General features: G+C 44.7%; 14 protein-coding genes, 1 other RNA gene, 1 pseudogene and 1 other annotated feature. Of the genes and pseudogenes, 15 read left to right on the top strand and 1 reads right to left on the bottom strand.

Features of this window, described 5'->3' with window-relative positions; translation table 11 throughout:
- Positions 1-63, top strand: a sequence feature (AL1L pseudoknot). This feature is flagged as partial in the annotation.
- The 6 genes and pseudogenes from TH606_RS11365 to ssrA form a co-directional block, all read left to right on the top strand.
- A pseudogene (locus TH606_RS11365) lies at positions 1-126 on the top strand (IS3 family transposase); the annotation flags it as partial. Its footprint overlaps the feature before it by 63 nt.
- A gap of 132 nt (positions 127-258) precedes the next feature.
- Positions 259-849: a sulfurtransferase-like selenium metabolism protein YedF gene (gene yedF, locus TH606_RS06335; protein WP_068542105.1), complete on the top strand. Its 591-nt coding sequence runs from the start codon at positions 259-261 to the stop codon at positions 847-849.
- Complete coding sequence (locus TH606_RS06340; protein WP_068542107.1) at positions 846-1,988, top strand: aminotransferase class V-fold PLP-dependent enzyme; 1,143 nt, start codon at positions 846-848, stop codon at positions 1,986-1,988. Before yedF ends, TH606_RS06340 begins: the two co-directional genes overlap by 4 nt.
- Entirely contained in the window at positions 1,985-2,230 is a 246-nt protein-coding gene (locus TH606_RS06345) for a DUF3343 domain-containing protein (RefSeq protein WP_068542109.1), read from the top strand. The genes TH606_RS06340 and TH606_RS06345 overlap by 4 nt, the downstream gene beginning before the upstream one ends.
- A gap of 35 nt (positions 2,231-2,265) precedes the next feature.
- Positions 2,266-2,721 carry an SsrA-binding protein SmpB gene (gene smpB / locus TH606_RS06350; RefSeq protein ID WP_068542111.1) on the top strand — a complete coding sequence of 152 codons (456 nt, stop codon included), beginning with the start codon at positions 2,266-2,268 and terminating at the stop codon, positions 2,719-2,721.
- A 52-nt stretch (positions 2,722-2,773) separates the two neighbouring features.
- Positions 2,774-3,132, top strand: a transfer-messenger RNA (tmRNA) gene (gene ssrA, locus TH606_RS06355).
- A gap of 6 nt (positions 3,133-3,138) precedes the next feature.
- Here ssrA and TH606_RS06360 read toward each other — a convergent pair.
- Complete coding sequence (locus tag TH606_RS06360; RefSeq protein ID WP_068542113.1) at positions 3,139-4,848, bottom strand: FAD-dependent oxidoreductase; 1,710 nt, start codon at positions 4,846-4,848, stop codon at positions 3,139-3,141.
- Positions 4,849-4,977: 129 nt separating this feature from the next.
- On the opposite strand from TH606_RS06360, the gene TH606_RS06365 reads away from it, so the two are divergent.
- The 9 genes from TH606_RS06365 (at position 4,978) to lon (ending at position 16,566) form a co-directional block, all read left to right on the top strand.
- Entirely contained in the window at positions 4,978-5,451 is a 474-nt protein-coding gene (locus TH606_RS06365) for a DUF2934 domain-containing protein (RefSeq protein ID WP_068542115.1), read from the top strand.
- A 504-nt stretch (positions 5,452-5,955) separates the two neighbouring features.
- The gene (locus tag TH606_RS06370) at positions 5,956-8,226 is read left to right on the top strand and encodes a tetratricopeptide repeat protein (RefSeq protein WP_068542117.1); all 2,271 of its coding nucleotides are present in this window, start codon (positions 5,956-5,958) and stop codon (positions 8,224-8,226) included.
- Positions 8,204-9,253: a 23S rRNA (adenine(2503)-C(2))-methyltransferase RlmN gene (gene rlmN, locus TH606_RS06375; RefSeq protein ID WP_068542119.1), complete on the top strand. Its 1,050-nt coding sequence runs from the start codon at positions 8,204-8,206 to the stop codon at positions 9,251-9,253. Before TH606_RS06370 ends, rlmN begins: the two co-directional genes overlap by 23 nt.
- Positions 9,250-10,635, top strand: coding sequence for a methylenetetrahydrofolate--tRNA-(uracil(54)-C(5))-methyltransferase (FADH(2)-oxidizing) TrmFO (gene trmFO / locus TH606_RS06380; protein ID WP_068542121.1), 1,386 nt, complete (start codon positions 9,250-9,252; stop codon positions 10,633-10,635). Before rlmN ends, trmFO begins: the two co-directional genes overlap by 4 nt.
- Entirely contained in the window at positions 10,616-10,861 is a 246-nt protein-coding gene (locus TH606_RS06385; RefSeq protein ID WP_068542123.1) for a hypothetical protein, read from the top strand. Before trmFO ends, TH606_RS06385 begins: the two co-directional genes overlap by 20 nt.
- Before the next feature lie 84 nt (positions 10,862-10,945).
- Positions 10,946-12,295: a trigger factor gene (gene tig / locus TH606_RS06390; protein ID WP_068542125.1), complete on the top strand. Its 1,350-nt coding sequence runs from the start codon at positions 10,946-10,948 to the stop codon at positions 12,293-12,295.
- A gap of 2 nt (positions 12,296-12,297) precedes the next feature.
- Entirely contained in the window at positions 12,298-12,906 is a 609-nt protein-coding gene (gene clpP / locus TH606_RS06395) for an ATP-dependent Clp endopeptidase proteolytic subunit ClpP (protein ID WP_068542126.1), read from the top strand.
- Positions 12,899-14,143, top strand: a complete 1,245-nt coding sequence (gene clpX, locus TH606_RS06400; protein WP_068542129.1) for an ATP-dependent Clp protease ATP-binding subunit ClpX — start codon at positions 12,899-12,901, stop codon at positions 14,141-14,143. Before clpP ends, clpX begins: the two co-directional genes overlap by 8 nt.
- Positions 14,144-14,151: 8 nt before the next feature.
- Positions 14,152-16,566 (top strand): endopeptidase La, encoded by a 2,415-nt coding sequence (lon, locus tag TH606_RS06405; RefSeq protein ID WP_068542131.1) that lies wholly within the window; start codon positions 14,152-14,154, stop codon positions 16,564-16,566.
- The last annotated feature ends 34 nt before the right edge of the window (positions 16,567-16,600 follow it).

Consider the following 16,600-nt stretch of genomic DNA (forward strand, 5'->3'; position numbering starts at 1 on the left):
ATTGACAGATACCGAAAGAGTTACGGAGTCGAGCCGATCTGCAAGGTTTTGCCGATTGCTCCGTCAACCTACTATGAATGGAAGAGGCGAGAAAAAGATCCTTCACGTCTTTCGGCCAGGGCTCGCAATCTCTTCGCGAGGCGAAGCAGTCGCCGTGGCGATCTCAACCTATCTCTAAATTTTTGCAAAAGTCTCTTAATTTTTGTAAAGTTTTCGTTAAACTAGCAAAATGCTAGACATTGTACAGGAGGTAATTTTATGAAACAAATTGATTGTCGCGGGCTTCCTTGCCCTCAGCCAGTTATAAAAACTAAGAATATCCTTGACGAAATTGAAGAAGGTGAAGATGTCTTGGTACTGGTTGATAACGAAGCGGCGGTGAAAAATGTTTCCCGTTTTGCTGAGGCCCAGGGGCATTCGGTAAAAGTTTCCGAAAAAGAAGGCTTCTGGGAGCTAATAGTTACTAAAGGATCTTCAACCACTTCTCAAACTCCGGCAATATCTTGTGAAACCCAAGAAAACATTTGTGTAGTTTTAGCTTCAAAGACTATGGGCCAGGGAGATGAAACTTTAGGCAAGATTCTATTAAGGTCTTTTGTAAAAACTTTGAAAGAAGTTAATCCTAAGCCTAACACCATTGTTTTTTACAATGAAGGGGTATTTTTGACCTTAGAAGATTCTGAGCTATTAACTGATCTCAAAGAACTGGAAAAAAGCGATATAGAAATTCTTGTTTGTGGAACCTGTTTAGATTATTACCAGGTGAAAGATAAACTAGCCGTGGGTAAGATATCAAACATGTTTGATATCTTACAAAAACTGGTGTCCTCAAAGGTTATAAAGCCGTGATTTATCTGGACCAGGCAGCTACTTCTTTTCCAAAACCTTTTGAGGTTATTGAGGCGGTAGGGCATATCTTGAGAAATATTCCGGGAAGTCCCGGGCGCTCGGCCCATCAAGGGGCTTTGGCGGCAAGCCATATCATCTTCGAAGCCCGCGAAAAGGTAGCCGCTTTCATCGGCGCTGAAGATTCTAGCCAGATAATTTTTACTTCTGGCTCTACTGAAAGTCTCAATATGGTGATTATGGGGCTACTTAAACCTAACGACTGTGTAATAGCTACCCATATGGAACATAATTCTGTGGCTAGACCTCTTGAATACCTCCGCCAAAAAAGAAATGTAAAAGTAATTTTTGCTCCGTGTAATGAGGAAGGGTTCCTTGATCTTGATGCTTTCGCCAGCCTAGTAGAAACACATAAGCCACGGCTAATTTGTTTAAATCTGGTTTCAAATGTAACTGGAACCATCCAGCCCCTAGCTGAAATATTAGAAATTAAAGGCGAAAGTTTGCTTCTTATTGATGCTGCCCAGGCGGTAGGGCATATTCCTATAGATGTTTCTAAAGGGGATATAGATTTTTTAGTTTTTTCAGGGCACAAAGGTGTTTTCGGCCCTCCTGGAGTGGGAGTGCTTTATATCAAGCCAGGGCGTGAAAATGAACTTTCTCCCATCAAGCTTGGGGGCACCGGGAGTCGTTCAGAATCTCTTGAAGCCCCTAAGTTCCTGCCAGATCGCTTTGAACCCGGTACTCCTAATTTATGCGGTATCGCCGGGCTTGCCGCAGGTATTGACTTTATTGAAAAAACAGGCCTTATGAAAATTCATCGGCATACTACAGCTCTGGCTGACCTTTTTGTTGAGAAAATTAAGGGGCATCCTCGGCTTAAATTTTATGGGCCGAAAGAAAGAATCAAGGCTATTCCCATTGTTTCCGTAAATATAGAAGGTCTTTCGCCTTCTGAGGTGGCAAGGGTTCTTGATAAAGAATTTCAGATTGCCGTGCGCCCTGGTCTTCATTGTGCTCCTCTGGCTCATAAGGCCATAGGCACCTTCCCGCAGGGAACAGTAAGGTTTTCTTTTGGCTATTTTAACCGCATAAAAGAAGTTGAATTAGCTGCTGAAGCCCTATTAAAAATAGCAGCATGAAGGTTATTTTACTCTTCCCTTCCATTCATTATGTCTTAAAAGCAGAAAAAGTTCTCAAAAAAGAGGGCCTGAAACTTGATTTGGTGCCTGTCCCCAAAGAAGTAAGCAGTGATTGTGGTATGGCCTTGGAAATAGAAAAAGAAGCCCTGGCCCTGGTTTTAAAAAAACTTGCTTTGGCTAACCTTAGGCCTTCTTCCTGTCAGGAAAAGACTCCTGAAGGCTACCGAGAAATTCACACCTAGACGCCAGCTTAAATTGGTTTTACCATTAACTTGTTATGGAAAAGACGGTTTGCACCAATAAAAAAGCTCGGCATCTTTATGACATTGAAGAAACGCTTGAAGCGGGGATGGTCCTTCTTGGGCCAGAGGTAAAGTCCTTAAGGCTTGGAAGGGCTAATCTGGTTGATAGCTTTGCTCGCATTAAAGACGGTGAGGTATATCTTTACAACGTTCACATCAGTCCTTATCCTTTTAGTCGTGAGGCGCAGTTAATTGACCCAACGCGTACGCGCAAGCTTCTTTTAAAAAAGCAGGAGATAAGGCGGCTCCTTGGCAAGGTACAGCAAAAAGGTTATACTTTAATACCTTTGAGAATTTATTTTCGGGATGGCAAGGCCAAGGTGGAGTTAGCCTTGGCTAAAGGTAAAAAGGTTTATGACCGGCGGGAAACTATACGCCGCCGTGATGTTGAGCGAGAGCTCAGGCGCCGTTACAAAGGGCGCATAAAATAGTTCTTTTAAAATTGGGCTAAAAGCCCTGCTTTCGTTGGCCCAAAAGCTTTGAGGGGGCGAAATGGGTTCGACGGAGGTGCGTAGGGCTGAACAGCGTGCCGAGGTGCCCACCGCCTCGTAAAAAAGGTGGGGCAAACACAAGTGCCGACGAATACAGCTACGCCATGGCTGCTTAATAGAAAAGCAGCCCGCCCTGAATCCTGCCTCTGCCCGCGGGCGGTTCAGGGCGTCAGCTAGCGGGCTGGCCTAGAAGGTGCGCCTGCCACCTTCTAGGCGAGATTTCTGCAGGCTAGGCTGGTGGAGGCCAGCCTGGGGAGTCTCCCCAGCCGAAAGTCACGGCCCAGGCTACGCACGTAGAAGTTCAGTCTGAAACACCTCCGGACGCGGGTTCGATTCCCGCCGCCTCCACCAGAATTTTTAAGTAATCCAGCCCCAACGGCGTGCAAAGTTCATCCCTCCAAGTGGCACATAAACTTTTTCATAGCCTGCAGCATAAAGCACTCGCGCGGCCTCATAAGCTCTCATAGAAGAATTACAAATTAAAATGACTTCTTTGTCTTTTGGAATTTTATCAACATTATGTCTTACCTGGTTATAAGGGATACAAATCCAGCGTCCAGGATATTTTTCTATAAAGGGAGCGGCTTCGCGTTCACTTCGTACATCAACAAAAACTGTATTTGGGTAATTTTCTTTTAGCCTTTTAAATATTTCATCAAGCTCAATAGGCTTAAAAAGTCCATCAGCCATGTTATTGGCCACCATGGAAACCACATTTATGGGGTCAAGGGCAGAGTTAAAGGGTGGAGCGTAGGCCAGTTCCATATAAGCCGTATCTTCTAGGCGAGGCTTAAACTCAAGCAGTTTAGCAATAGCGTTAATACGGGCCATGGCGCCATCTGTCATAGGACCAACGGCTTGAAAACCAAGAACGCGGCGGTCTCTTTCGTCAGCAACTATTTCTACAAAAATGAGACCTGCACCTGGATAGTAGTGGGCTCTTTCCGTTTGGTTGTGTAAAGCGTAAAAGGCCTTAAAGTTTTCCCATTTAGCCACTTCGTAAGAAAGGCCACAGCTAGCAATAGCTAGATCAAAACATTTCATTACAAAAGCACCGACTGCTCCCCGGAATGTTTCTGTTCCTCCAGCTAAATTGGTACCAATTATGCGGCCGTGGCGGTTGGCAAGAGCACCAGAGGGAAGGACCATTTTTTTACCAGAAATCAGGTGAGTTATTTCTACACAGTCGCCACCGGCGTAAATATCAGGGTCTGAAGTTTGCAAACGTTCATTAACGATTATACCTCCGGTAAGAGGTGAAACAGCAAGCCCTGCATCACGGGCCAGCTGGGAGTTGGGGCGTACACCGGTAGCCATAATTACCAGGTCACATTCGTAACGACCATCTTCAGTAATTACCGCCACTACTTTTCCGTCTTTCCCTTCAATTTCTTTGGTGCGGGCGTTAACCACTAGTTTTACGCCTTTTTCTTTTAGATGCTGGGCTACTATGCGAGCCATAGGTGGGTCAAGTAAACGGGGAAGAGGCTGGGAAAAATACTCTAAAACCGTGACCTCTACTCCCCACAAGTCTCTAAAGGCCTCTGCCATTTCAAGGCCAATGGCCCCAGCTCCTATAATGACTACTTTACCTACTTCGCCTCTGGATAAACGATTTTTTATTTCAATAGCAGAATGAAGATTTGAAACGGCAAAAACACCATCAAGGTCTTTCCCTGGAAGAGGTAAAAGAAAGGGTGAAGCACCCGTAGCTAAAACTAACTTGTCATAAGGTAAGGTTTCTTCTTTTCCGGTATCAAGGTATTTGACATGTACCAATTTTTTATCTCGGTCTATTTTGGTAGCCAAAGTCTTTGTTAGAGTGTGAACCCCTTTGGCGTTTTCAAAAAATTTTTCGTCTCGCAACATCTTAAAAGCTGTAAGGCGGAGTTCTTTTTCGTCGGGAATATCCCCAGAAACGTAATAGGGAATCCCGCAGCCTCCATAGGAAATAAGGTCATCTTTGTCAATCATTATTACTTCTGCTTCGGGATTTAAGCGTTTTACCCGGCAAGCTGCCCGCGGGCCAGCTGCTACTGCCCCGATTACTACAATTTTTTCTTTCATGTTTTTACCTCCTAAAAATTTTTAACAAATAAAATGTTTATTTTGGTATAATTTGCTCAACAATTTCTTAATAGTGTTTATATTTTTTGTAGAGAAGTAAAGTTCAAATAACGCTAAGGGGGACCCAAAATGAAAAAAGAAAGAATTCTTAAGAAAGATTGGCCTATCTTTTTAAAACAGTTTAACGCTGAACATCAGTTTAGGCCGGTTTGCGTGCTGGTGGGTGGCCACGAAGTATGCCGGGACATGCCCTTTTTGGGATTAGTATATGAAGCCAAGAAGAAAGACGTAGAAGTCATTGTTGGGGGAATTGATGCTGAACATACCGAGCATTTAGTTCATACTTTGCGTTCTCCCCGGGCAATATATGTTTTGAAAGAAAACGGTGAAGTTAAAGGAATCGAAGTCCAGTCAGCCAAGGAGGACAATCTGGTTGTTGAATTTATTGGTCCTCCAGAAGAAGCCCAAAGGATGAAAAAAGAATTAATTGAAAAAATTGCTTATGACCTTTATCTCAAACGGGGAAAGGAACCAGGTAAAGCCCTTGATGACTGGCTTGAAGCAGAAAAGATTGTAGAAAAAGTAGCTAAGATGTATATCTAGGCAAAAAGAAAGGGGAGGTTTGTTTCCCCTTTCTTTTTGGCGGATTTCCTTGTTGCTGTGAGCCTCGTAAGAGCCACTATTAAGAGATCTTTGCAAATATTTTTGATTTTCCATTTATCTCTGAGACAGCTTCGCCTGTCCCGAGCGAAGCGAGGGATCTCCTCGCACACTGATAATAAGAAATGGCTCCTTTCAATAATAAAATGTTGTGAAGTATCTTTCCTCTTCGCTATGTGAGATTCTTTTTTTCGTCTTTACGAGTAAAGCGAAGCCATCCTTGTCGCGAGGCGACACAGTCACCAGTGATTTCAACCTGTCTCAGAATTTTTGCAAAATCTCTTTACGATATTTTGCGAGCCGAAGTAATCTCCAGTTGATATTTTCTAGGGGCTCCGAAAGCCGAATGTTTTTTCTAGAGTACTGAAAAAGGCCTTAATTTGAACTTGGTTTATTCCGATTAGTTGGTTATAAAAAAGACAAATTTCCCCTATAAAGGAGTCTTCTATGGTGGGTAGATGGCGTATTTTAGTAGTTTTTTTACTGGTATTGGCTTTTTTAGGTTGTAGTTCTCCAGAAGAAAAAATTTCCAAGCACATGGAAAGAGGCATAGCCTTTGCCAAAGAGGGGAAACTTCGTGAGGCGGCCATTGAGTTTCAAAACGTGCTTCAGCTTGATCCCAAACACCCCAGAGCCAATTACGAACTTGCTGAGATATATTTTAAAACTGGCAATTTGAGGCGAGCCCTTTCCCAATATCGTAAGGCCGTTGATGTTGACCCGGATAATCTAGAAGCGCGAGTTAAGCTTTCTTCTCTCCTTATTGCCGCAGGTGAACTGGAAGAGGCTGAAAAGCACTTACAATATGTCCTTCAAAAAGAGCCCGAAAACACAAAGGCTTTAAATCTTTTGGCTACTTTGCGTCTCCGCCAGAAAGACTACCAGAACGCCGAAAAACTAGCCGAAGAGGTACTGGCTAAAGACCCTGGCAATACCGAAGCCCTGGTAATTATCTCTCGCGTTTACAATGCCAGAGGAGAAAAGGGTAAAGCTCTTGCTAAGTTGAAAGAGGCCATAGCTAAATCTCCTGACAATCCTTTCCTCTATGAGCTTTTACTTCGCCAGTATCTTGAAAGCGGAAAAGTAAAAGAAGCTGAGGCCCTTCTTAAAGAACTAACCCAAAAATTTCCCCAACAAAATCGCTTTGTCCGCGAGCTTATCTCTCTTTACATAGCTCAGGGCAAGTTTAAAGAAGCTGAAAAATTCTTGCTTGCCTGGAATGAAAAACATCCTGACGAAGTCTTTGGCCGCCTTCTTTTGATAGACCTTTATCGCCAGCTTGGCCAGACAGATAAAGCTATAGAGCTTGCCGAAGAAAGCCTTAAAAAATGGCCTGACTCTTTAGATTTAAAAGCCCAGTTAGCGTATCTTTTAGTTCAAAAAAATAAGCTTGACGAAGCCCAGAAGCTTGTTGATGAAGTTCTGGCTAAAAATCCCAATCACCCTATTGCCCATCTGGTAAGAGGGAAAATTCGCCTGGCCAAAGGTCTCCTAGCTGAAGCTCTGGAAGACTTTCAGGTTACTACTAAAGGTCGGCCGCGCCTGGCTGAGGCTTATCACTTTATTGGTGTGGTTAACCTGCTTCAGGGGAAACCCTCTGAGGCCAGAAAGGCCCTTGAAAAGGCTATTGAATTAAATCCTCTTGCCTGGAAAACTAGGCTGATTTACGCCCGTTTACTTCTTGCCCAGGGGGAACCTGAAAAAGCGCGTGAAGAAGTTATAAAAGTCCTTCGCCTTATGCCACGGAATAAAGAAGCCGGTTTGCTTCTTGCCCTTTCTTACATGGCTGAAAAGAAGTTTGCCGAGGCAGAAAAGATTTACAAGCGTATGGCAGAAATATTCCCCAAAGATTCTACGGTTCACTTCGCTTACGCTACCTGCCTTTATGCCCAGAAAAGAATTGAAGAAGGCGTAGCAGAAGACTTAAAGACTCTGGAATTGGCCCCCAATCATTTACCAGCCCTTACCCGTCTCGTTAGATTCTACCTGGCCAAAAAAGAACCTGATAAGGCCATGGCCCTTATTGATAAGCATCTAGCTAATTTCAAAGATAAAGCTCCTCTTTACTTTTTGAAAGCTCAGGTTTATCTGGCCAAGAATGACTTAAAGTCAGCAGAAAAAGAACTTAAGCTTGCCGTTAAAGAAAATGATAAATTCCTCCCAGCCTATAACCTGCTTATTGCCCTTTATGCCAGAGAGGGCAAACTTAGTGAAGCCCTGGCTGAATGTGAAAAGGCCCTTGAAAAAACGCCGAAAAACATTGCTCTTTTAATGATCAAGGCCGCCATTCTTATGGCCCAAAATAAAAACGACGAAGCTGAAAAGATTTATCGTCAAATTATTGAGTTAAAGCCTGATTACTTCCCGGCCTTAAACAACCTGGCCTGGATGCTTGCCGAAAAAGGCGAGCTTGAAGAAGCTTTTATTCTGGCTCAAAAGGCCAGGGAACTTGCTCCTGAAAATCCATATATCCTTGACACTTTCGGTTGGGTGCTTTACAAACGCGGCTCCTACGAACTGGCCGTTTCTACCTTTCAAGATGTACTGGAAAAAAATCCTGACTTTTTGCCTACCCGCCTGCATCTGGCTAAAACCTTTATAGCTATGGGTAAAAAAGATAAGGCTATGGAAGAACTTAAAAAGATAGTAAAATCTCCTCTTAACTTTCCTGAAAAAGAGGAGGCCCAAAAGCTTCTTGAAGAACTCAAAAAATCTTAGAGATCTTACCTGCGAAGAGCTTGAAGCCCTCTTTAAACAAAGGGGGCTTCAAACCTATAGGGGGCGTCAGGTCTTCAAATGGTTAGCACAACCTGGAATTTATTCTTTTGACCAGATGACAGACCTTCCCAAGGCTCTGCGCCAGGAGCTTGGCGAAGAATTTAGTATCTTTCTTCCTGAAATTGTAAAGGAAGAGGTCTCTTCTGATGGCACGCGAAAACTTGTTTTGCGTCTTGAAGATAAAGAACTGATAGAAAGCGTTATCATCCCCGAGGCAGATCATTTTACCCTTTGTGTGTCTTCTCAGGTGGGCTGTGCCATGGGTTGCACCTTTTGCCTTACTGCCAGAATGGGCTTAAGGCGCAACTTAAAGCCCCATGAAATAACCGCTCAGGTGTTAAGGGCCAGGGAGGTTCTTATAAGAGAGGGGCTTTCTGAAGAAAAAAAACTGCGCAATATTGTTTTTATGGGTATGGGAGAGCCCCTGGCCAATTATGATAATGTTCTCACCTCGCTTCATATTCTTCTTGACCAAAGAGGATTTAATTTTTCAAGACGCCGTGTCACTGTTTCCACTGTGGGGCTGATACCTCAGATGGAAAAACTCGGAAGAGATATTACGGTTAAGCTTGCTATTTCTTTACACGCTGCAGACGAAGAAAAGCGCTCCCAACTTATGCCCATTAACAAACGTTACCCTTTAAAAGAGCTAATACCCGCTTGCCGTCGTTATCTTTTGCCCAAGGGCTGGCGCATTACCTTTGAGTATCTTATGCTTAAGGGAGTGAATGATTCTCCTAAAGACGCCCATAAATTGGCCAAACTTTTAAAGGGGATACCAGCCAAAATAAATCTTATCCCTTTTAATGAACACCCTGCGTTGCCTTTTAAGTGTTCAAGTGAAAGTGCCATCTTGCGTTTTCAAGAAATATTACTTTCTCATGGTTATGTGGGCACTATCCGTAAAAGTAAAGGGAGAGACATTTCAGCTGCTTGCGGGCAGTTGGCCACGAGGCTTGCGGCATGAGTAAAGACTTTCTGGTTACCATAATTGGCGGAGGCCTTGCAGGTTCAGAAGCCGCCTGGCAACTGGCCTGCCGAGGAGTGCCGGTAAAACTTTACGAGATGCGTCCTAAAAAACTAACTCCTGCTCATAAAACCGGAAAGCTCGCTGAGCTGGTCTGTTCAAACTCCTTGCGTTCAAAAGAAATAACAAGCGCGGTGGGGCTTTTAAAGGAAGAACTCAGGCGACTTTGGTCCCTCATCATGGAAGCGGCTCTTGCCAGTGAAGTGCCTGCTGGAAAGGCGCTAGCCGTTGACCGGGAGCTTTTTGCCTCTTACATAACCGAAAAGATCTCAGCGCACCCTTTAATAGAAATTATCAACGAAGAGGTAACAGTCATTCCTGAAGAAGGGATTGTTATCATTGCCACTGGCCCTTTGACTTCAGACTCTCTGGCTAAAGACCTGAAACGCTATACTGGTGAGGAGTTTTTTCATTTCTATGACGCCATTGCCCCTATTGTTTACGCTGATTCCATAAACTGGGATAAGGTCTTTAAGGCTGACCGCTACAGTGAAGGTGAAGGGGCCTATGTAAACTGCCCTATGACCAAAGAAGAATATGAGCGTTTTATAGACGCCCTGCTTTTGGCAGAAAAAGTACCCTTTAAAGAGTTTGAAAAGCCCAAGTATTTTGAGGGTTGCCTTCCCATAGAGGTAATGGCTGAAAGGGGCCGAGACACTTTGCGTTTTGGCCCCATGAAACCGGTAGGCTTAAAAGACCCACGCACCGGGAAGGAGCCTTACGCCGTGGTTCAGCTTCGGGCTGAAAACAAAGAAGGAACTCTATATAACCTGGTGGGATTTCAAACTAAATTGAAATACAAAGAGCAGGAAAAGGTCTTTCGCATGATTCCCGGGCTTGAGCAGGCAGAGTTTGCCCGTTTTGGCTCCATACACCGTAACAGCTTTGTTTGTGCGCCTAAAGTGCTCACCAAAACTTTACAACTCAAAAAGGAACCAAGAATTTTTCTGGCAGGCCAGTTAAGTGGAGTGGAGGGCTATGTAGAGTCAACGGCCATGGGGCTTCTGGCCGGCCTTAACGCCAGTCGGCTGGCCAGGCAGGAAAAGCTAGTAGTGCCACCTCGCACTACGGCTCACGGAGCCCTTGTCCATTATATTACCGAGGCAGATCCCAAACATTTTCAGCCCATGAATATAAATTGGGGGCTTTTCCCGCCGCTTGATATGCCTGTCAAAAAGCGCAAGAAACTTCCCAAACGCGAAAGATATAGGCTTATGGCAGAAAGGGCCTTAAAAGACCTGGCTAAGTGGATTGAAGAAGAAAATATTTTGGCTAACTTTAAGAGATTTCAGGAGAAAAATTATGAATTGTCCAGCCTGTAATGGAAATATTCCTGAAGGCGTTTCTTTCTGTCCTTATTGTGGAAAGGCGGTGCGAATTAATAAGCAGAGATTCTGGTTAATGGCTGGCCTGGCAGGTGTCTTTGCTGGAGCCGCGTTAGCCTTGATTTGTCAGTTGTTTAGAGAGAGGGAACTATGGCTTAATCAAGGGCTAAGGCAAAAAGAAATAACTTCCAGTGAAGAAGACGATGAAATTATGGATTTTTGAAAAGGGTCAAGCCCTTGCCGCCGCTTATAAAACTTTGTAGCTTTAAGACAAAATTTTGAAAAATCTTTGACAGGGAGATTGTTTATGAAAGTAAACGTGGAAGACATCACTTCAGTTCAGAAAAAGCTCAAAGTAGAGTTGCCCCCAGAGGTGGTGGCTAAAGAGATTGACCGAGCTTGCCAGAAGCTTAGCAAAGAGGTTTCGGTAAAAGGCTTTCGCAAGGGTAAAGTTCCAAAGGCTGTAGTAAAACGTCTTTTTAGAGAACATATTGAAGAGCGCGTAGTGGAAAACCTTATTCAGGAAACTCTTCCCAAGGCCATAGAGGAATCAAAATTAGCGCCTATTGTAAGGCCTTTAATTGAATCTTATGACCAGTTAGACGAAAAAACGGGCTTTTCTTACACCGCGGTGGTGGATATCAGGCCTGAAATAGATATAAAGCCCGAAGACTATAAAGGTTTAGAGATAGAAACCCTTCCCACCGAGGTAACCGAAGAAGAACTGGAAAATCATCTCAAGGCCATTCAGATGACCTTTGCTGACTTAAAGCCCGCTGAAGAAGGCCACGAAATACAATTGAATGACATAGCCATCTTATCTTTTAAGGCTTACATTAACGGTGAACCGGTACCAGGGCATGAGGCCGAAGCCCTTTACGTTGACGTAGGTACGGGAGAATTTAATGAAACTATAGAACAGGCCCTTATAGGTAAAAAAGCCGGAGACACCGTAGAAGTAGATGTAACCTACCCTGAAGACGCCTTAAACGCCCAGTTAGCTGGCCAGACAGTGCATTATAAGGTCCAGATAAGAGAGGTTTATGTGCGTGACTTAAAACCCCTTGATGATGAGTTCATCAAAAAGATGAACTTGGGTTTTGAGTCTGTAGAACAACTGCGTGAAAGGATTAAGGCCCGCCTTGAGGAAGAGAAGAAGAAAAAAGCTGAAGAATTCTTGAAGGAACAGATCCTTCAAAAGCTGCGAGAAAAGATCCAGTTTGAAGTGCCGGAAAGATACGTAGAGTATAAGCTTGCTCGCTTAATTGAACAGATGCAACAGAACCTTGAAGAAAAAGGGCATACTTTTGAGTCTGCAGGAATCTCTGTGCCCAAGCTTAAAGAGCGTTTGCGCCCTATGGCTGAACAGCAAGCCAGAGAAGACTTGATTTTAGAAAAGATTGCAGAGATCGAAAATATAAGTGTAAGCGGAGAAGAATTAGAGGAAAAAGCCAAGATGCTTGCAGAAGCTACCAAAGCAAGCCTTGAAGAAGCAAGAGCTATTCTGGCTACCTCTATGGTGCCGCGCATCATAGCTGACAAGACTTTGCAATTTCTGGTCTCTCAGGCTAAAATTAAAGAAAATCAAGAAAAAGAAAAGACTCAGGATACTTCTCCAGCCGAAAAGCAGGAAGAGGTCAAAGAGAGTGAGGGTTAGCCATGTATGTGCCTATTGTCATTGAACAAACTGCTCGTGGTGAAAGGGCTTATGATATCTATTCCCGTCTTTTACGGGAAAGGATAGTCTTTATAGGGGCTCCCATTGACGACCATCTGGCCAACCTGGTGATTGCCCAGCTTCTTTTCTTAGAAGCAGAAGACCCGGATCGGGATATCACCCTGTATATAAATTCGCCAGGTGGTATTGTAACTTCGGGGCTCGCTATTTATGACACCATGCAATACATAAAGCCCGATGTCTGCACCCTTTGCCTGGGGCAGGCTGCCAGTATGGCCGCGGTGCTTCTGGCTGGCGGGGCGAAGGGTAAGCGTTATGCCCTTCCCCATTCTCGTATCATGCTACATCAACCCATTGGTAGCTTTCAGGGGCAGGCCACTGATGTTGATATTCAGGCGCGAGAGATACTTCGTTTGCGAGCGATGTTAAATGAAATTCTTGCTAGCCATACTGGCCAGCCCATAGAACAAATCCAGAAAGACACCGAGCGCGACTTTTATATGTCAAGTGAAGAGGCGCAAAAATATGGAATTATTGATAAAATATTGGTAAAGCGCCCTTCAAAGAAGGAGGAAAGTAACAATGCCTAAGAAAAATAAAGGCGATTTGCATTGCTCTTTTTGCGGGAAAAGCCAGCACGAGGTCCGCAAATTAATTGCCGGGCCAGCCGTCTATATTTGCGATGAATGTATTGAGCTTTGTAATGACATAATTGCCGAAGATTCTGACGGCGAAGAGTTTGAGAAAGAGTCGCCAACAATTCCTAAACCTTCAGAGATAAAAGCCTTTCTTGACCAGTACGTTGTAGGTCAGGAAAAAGCTAAAAAGATTCTCTCTGTAGCGGTGCATAACCACTACAAGCGTATTGAAAGTAGGGTAAGCCTTAACGGGGTGGAACTCCAAAAAAGCAATATTATGCTTATTGGTCCCACAGGGAGCGGTAAGACCTTGCTTGCCCAAACTTTAGCCAAGTTCTTGAATGTGCCTTTTACCATCGCTGACGCCACCACCCTTACCGAAGCAGGCTATGTGGGAGAAGACGTGGAAAATATCATTCTTAATCTCTTACAGGCGGCTGATTACGATGTAGAGCTTGCTCAGAGAGGCATCGTCTATATTGACGAAATAGACAAAATTGCCAAAAAGACAGACAGTCCTTCCATTACCCGAGATGTTTCAGGGGAGGGTGTGCAACAGGCCCTTTTAAAAATACTTGAAGGCACGATAGCTAATGTGCCCCCAAAAGGCGGGCGTAAGCACCCGCAGCAGGAGTTCATCAAAGTTGATACCACCAATATCCTTTTCATCTGTGGAGGGGCTTTTGTTGGCCTTGAACGTATTATTAAAGAGCGCCTTGGTCAACGCTCCATTGGCTTTGGGGCAGACATAAAAAGTGCTAAAGACATGAGTATTGGCGAAATTCTTGCCCATGTAGAGCCTGAAGATTTAATAAAGTTTGGTATGATCCCGGAGTTTGTAGGCCGTGTGCCTATCGTGGCCACCCTGGATGAACTTACCGAAAAAGAGCTTATCAAAATTCTTACAGAGCCTAAAAACGCCCTGGTCAAACAATATGAAAAACTATTTGAAATGGACGGTGTAAAGCTTAGATTTACAGAAGGGGCTCTTCAAGCTATCGCCAAAGAGGCTATCAGGCGCAAGTGTGGTGCGCGTGGTTTGAGGGCCATTATGGAAGAAGCTATGTTTGAAATAATGTATGAACTTCCTTCAATGGAAGGGGTTAAAGAAGTGGTGGTGACAGAAGAAGTCATCACCAAGAGAGACAAACCAATAATAATTTACGAGTCACAGGCCCAGCAGGCCTAAGAGGGATTATGGATACGAAACAAGAACAACAAACCATAACATTACCTTTGCTGCCTTTGAGAGATATTGTCCTTTACCCGGGGCGTTTAGTGCCCCTTTTTATCGGGCGTGAAAAGAGCATTATGGCCATTGAGCACGCCATGGCCGGTGACAAGGAAATTTTTCTTTCCGCCCAGAAAGACGCTCAGCTAGACGAGCCCGAAGAAAAAGACATTTATCGTATTGGCACTATTGGCACGATAATCCAGATTTTACGCTTGCCTGATGGCACGGTAAAAGCCCTTATTGAGGGCAAACAGCGGGCCAAGATTAATCGCTTCTTGCCTGGGCATTCCTTTTTTATGGTGGAAGTTGAGCCTAAGAGCGAGGTCATTGAGGCTGGCCCAGAGGTTGAAGCCCTCATCAGGCTTTGCCACGAAGCCTTTGAAGAATATACCAAAGTGAACAAAAAGATTCCGCCAGAAGTTGTTTCTTCTATTCTGGGGCTTAAAGACCCTTCACGTCTGGCTGACCATATCGCTGCCGTCTTAAACCTTAAGCTCTCCCAGAAACAGCGGCTACTTGAGATAACCAACGTTAAAAAGCGGCTTGAGATGGTCCTTGGATATCTCCGAGGCGAGATGGAGGTTATCCGCCTTGAGCAGCGCATTAAAGAGCGCGTGAAAAAGCAGATGGAAAAGACCCAGCGGGACTACTATCTCAACGAGCAGATGCGGGCCATACAGAAGGAAATGGGAGAGCGCGAAGACGGCCGTGGCGACCTGGCTGAGCTTGAAAAGCGCATTAAACGTAAACGTTTGCCTAAAGAAGTGGCTGCCAAAGTGCGCCAGGAGTTTAAAAAGCTCCAGATGATGTCGCCCATGTCCGCTGAGGCCACGGTGGTGCGCAATTATATTGACTGGCTAATCAGCATCCCATGGTACGAGCGCACTAAAGACAAAATAGACATAGACGAAGCGGAAAAAATCCTTGACGCTGACCACTACGGCCTTGAAAAACCCAAACAGCGTATTCTTGAACACCTGGCCGTACAAAAGCTGGTTAAGAAAATAAAAGGGCCAATTCTATGTCTCGTAGGGCCACCGGGAGTGGGGAAGACCTCCCTGGCGAGATCTGTGGCCCGGGCCATGGGGCGTAACTTTGTGCGCATATCTCTTGGTGGCGTGCGCGATGAGGCTGAAATACGAGGACATCGCCGCACTTATATAGGTGCTTTGCCTGGCAAGATTATTCAGGGCATGAAAAAGGCTGGCACCATAAACCCGGTCTTTTGCCTTGACGAAGTAGATAAAATAGGTACGGATTTCAGAGGGGATCCTGCCGCGGCCCTTCTTGAAGTGCTTGACCCTGAGCAGAATTTCTCTTTTCAGGACCATTACCTGGAAGTTGGTTATGACCTTTCAAACGTGCTGTTTATTACCACGGCTAACGCCTTGCATACGATTCCAACTCCTTTGCTTGATCGTATGGAGATTATAGAGATCCCCGGCTATACCGAAGAAGAAAAACTTGAAATTGCCAAGGGATATTTGATTCCGCGGCAGTTAGAAGCCCATGGCCTATCACCTGAAATGGTCCAGTTTTCTGATCGGGCCATTTTGGAAATAATCAGGCGTTATACCAAAGAAGCGGGCGTTAGAAACCTTGAGCGCGAGATAGCGGCTATTTGTCGTAAGATTGCCAAAGAGGTAGCCAAAGATCCCAAGGCTTTTAAGCCTACCAAGGTTTTAGTTAGCAAGGTTCACAAGTACCTTGGTGTGCCGCGTTATCGTTACGGCATGGCAGAAGAGAAAAACGAAGTGGGTATGGCCACAGGCCTTGCCTGGACGGAGACAGGTGGTGCTCTTCTCCAGATAGAGGCGGTGATTATGCCTGGTAAAGGAAAGCTGCTTATTACTGGAAAGCTTGGCGATGTCATGCAGGAGTCCGTGCAGGCGGCCATGAGTTACGTGCGTTCTCGGGCGCATCAGTTAGGGCTCCCACCTGACTTCTATCAGCGCATAGATATTCACGTGCATGTGCCAGAAGGGGCTATTCCCAAAGATGGGCCAAGTGCTGGTATTACCATTGCTACGGCTATTGTTTCGGCTCTTTTAAAGATCCCGGTTAAACGTACGGTAGCTATGACAGGGGAAATCACTCTAAGAGGTCGGGTCTTGCCTATCGGTGGGCTTAAAGAGAAGCTTTTAGCCGCACGACGTGGCCATATTGAAACGGTTCTTATACCTAAAGAAAATGAAAAAGACCTCAAAGAGATCCCGGCTAAAGTGCGCAAAGATTTAGACATTGTCCTGGTAGAACATATGGACGAGGTCTTAAAAATAGCCCTTGATCTTGAAGATCCCGAAAAACTCTTTAGGGACGTTCCACCATATACGCTTTTTGGAGATCCTAAAGAAGGAAGCGAGATTAGAGCGCATTAGGCTTGACATGTAGAAATGGGCTTGTTAATTTTAC

Source organism: Thermodesulfatator autotrophicus, assembly GCF_001642325.1.
In the GTDB taxonomy this organism is placed as follows: domain Bacteria; phylum Desulfobacterota; class Thermodesulfobacteria; order Thermodesulfobacteriales; family Thermodesulfatatoraceae; genus Thermodesulfatator; species Thermodesulfatator autotrophicus.

What these genes read in the sequence shown, in the direction of transcription:
- TH606_RS06360 (WP_068542113.1), bottom strand. Translation starts at nt 4,848, where the DNA reads ATGAAAGAAAAAATTGTAGTAATCGGGGCAGTAGCAGCTGGCCCGCGG.
- tig (WP_068542125.1), top strand. Translation starts at nt 10,946, where the DNA reads ATGAAAGTAAACGTGGAAGACATCACTTCAGTTCAGAAAAAGCTCAAA.
- TH606_RS06365 (WP_068542115.1), top strand. Translation starts at nt 4,978, where the DNA reads ATGAAAAAAGAAAGAATTCTTAAGAAAGATTGGCCTATCTTTTTAAAA.
- TH606_RS06370 (WP_068542117.1), top strand. Translation starts at nt 5,956, where the DNA reads ATGGTGGGTAGATGGCGTATTTTAGTAGTTTTTTTACTGGTATTGGCT.
- clpX (WP_068542129.1), top strand. Translation starts at nt 12,899, where the DNA reads ATGCCTAAGAAAAATAAAGGCGATTTGCATTGCTCTTTTTGCGGGAAA.
- lon (WP_068542131.1), top strand. Translation starts at nt 14,152, where the DNA reads ATGGATACGAAACAAGAACAACAAACCATAACATTACCTTTGCTGCCT.
- TH606_RS06345 (WP_068542109.1), top strand. Translation starts at nt 1,985, where the DNA reads ATGAAGGTTATTTTACTCTTCCCTTCCATTCATTATGTCTTAAAAGCA.
- smpB (WP_068542111.1), top strand. Translation starts at nt 2,266, where the DNA reads ATGGAAAAGACGGTTTGCACCAATAAAAAAGCTCGGCATCTTTATGAC.
- clpP (WP_068542126.1), top strand. Translation starts at nt 12,298, where the DNA reads ATGTATGTGCCTATTGTCATTGAACAAACTGCTCGTGGTGAAAGGGCT.
- trmFO (WP_068542121.1), top strand. Translation starts at nt 9,250, where the DNA reads ATGAGTAAAGACTTTCTGGTTACCATAATTGGCGGAGGCCTTGCAGGT.
- yedF (WP_068542105.1), top strand. Translation starts at nt 259, where the DNA reads ATGAAACAAATTGATTGTCGCGGGCTTCCTTGCCCTCAGCCAGTTATA.
- TH606_RS06385 (WP_068542123.1), top strand. Translation starts at nt 10,616, where the DNA reads ATGAATTGTCCAGCCTGTAATGGAAATATTCCTGAAGGCGTTTCTTTC.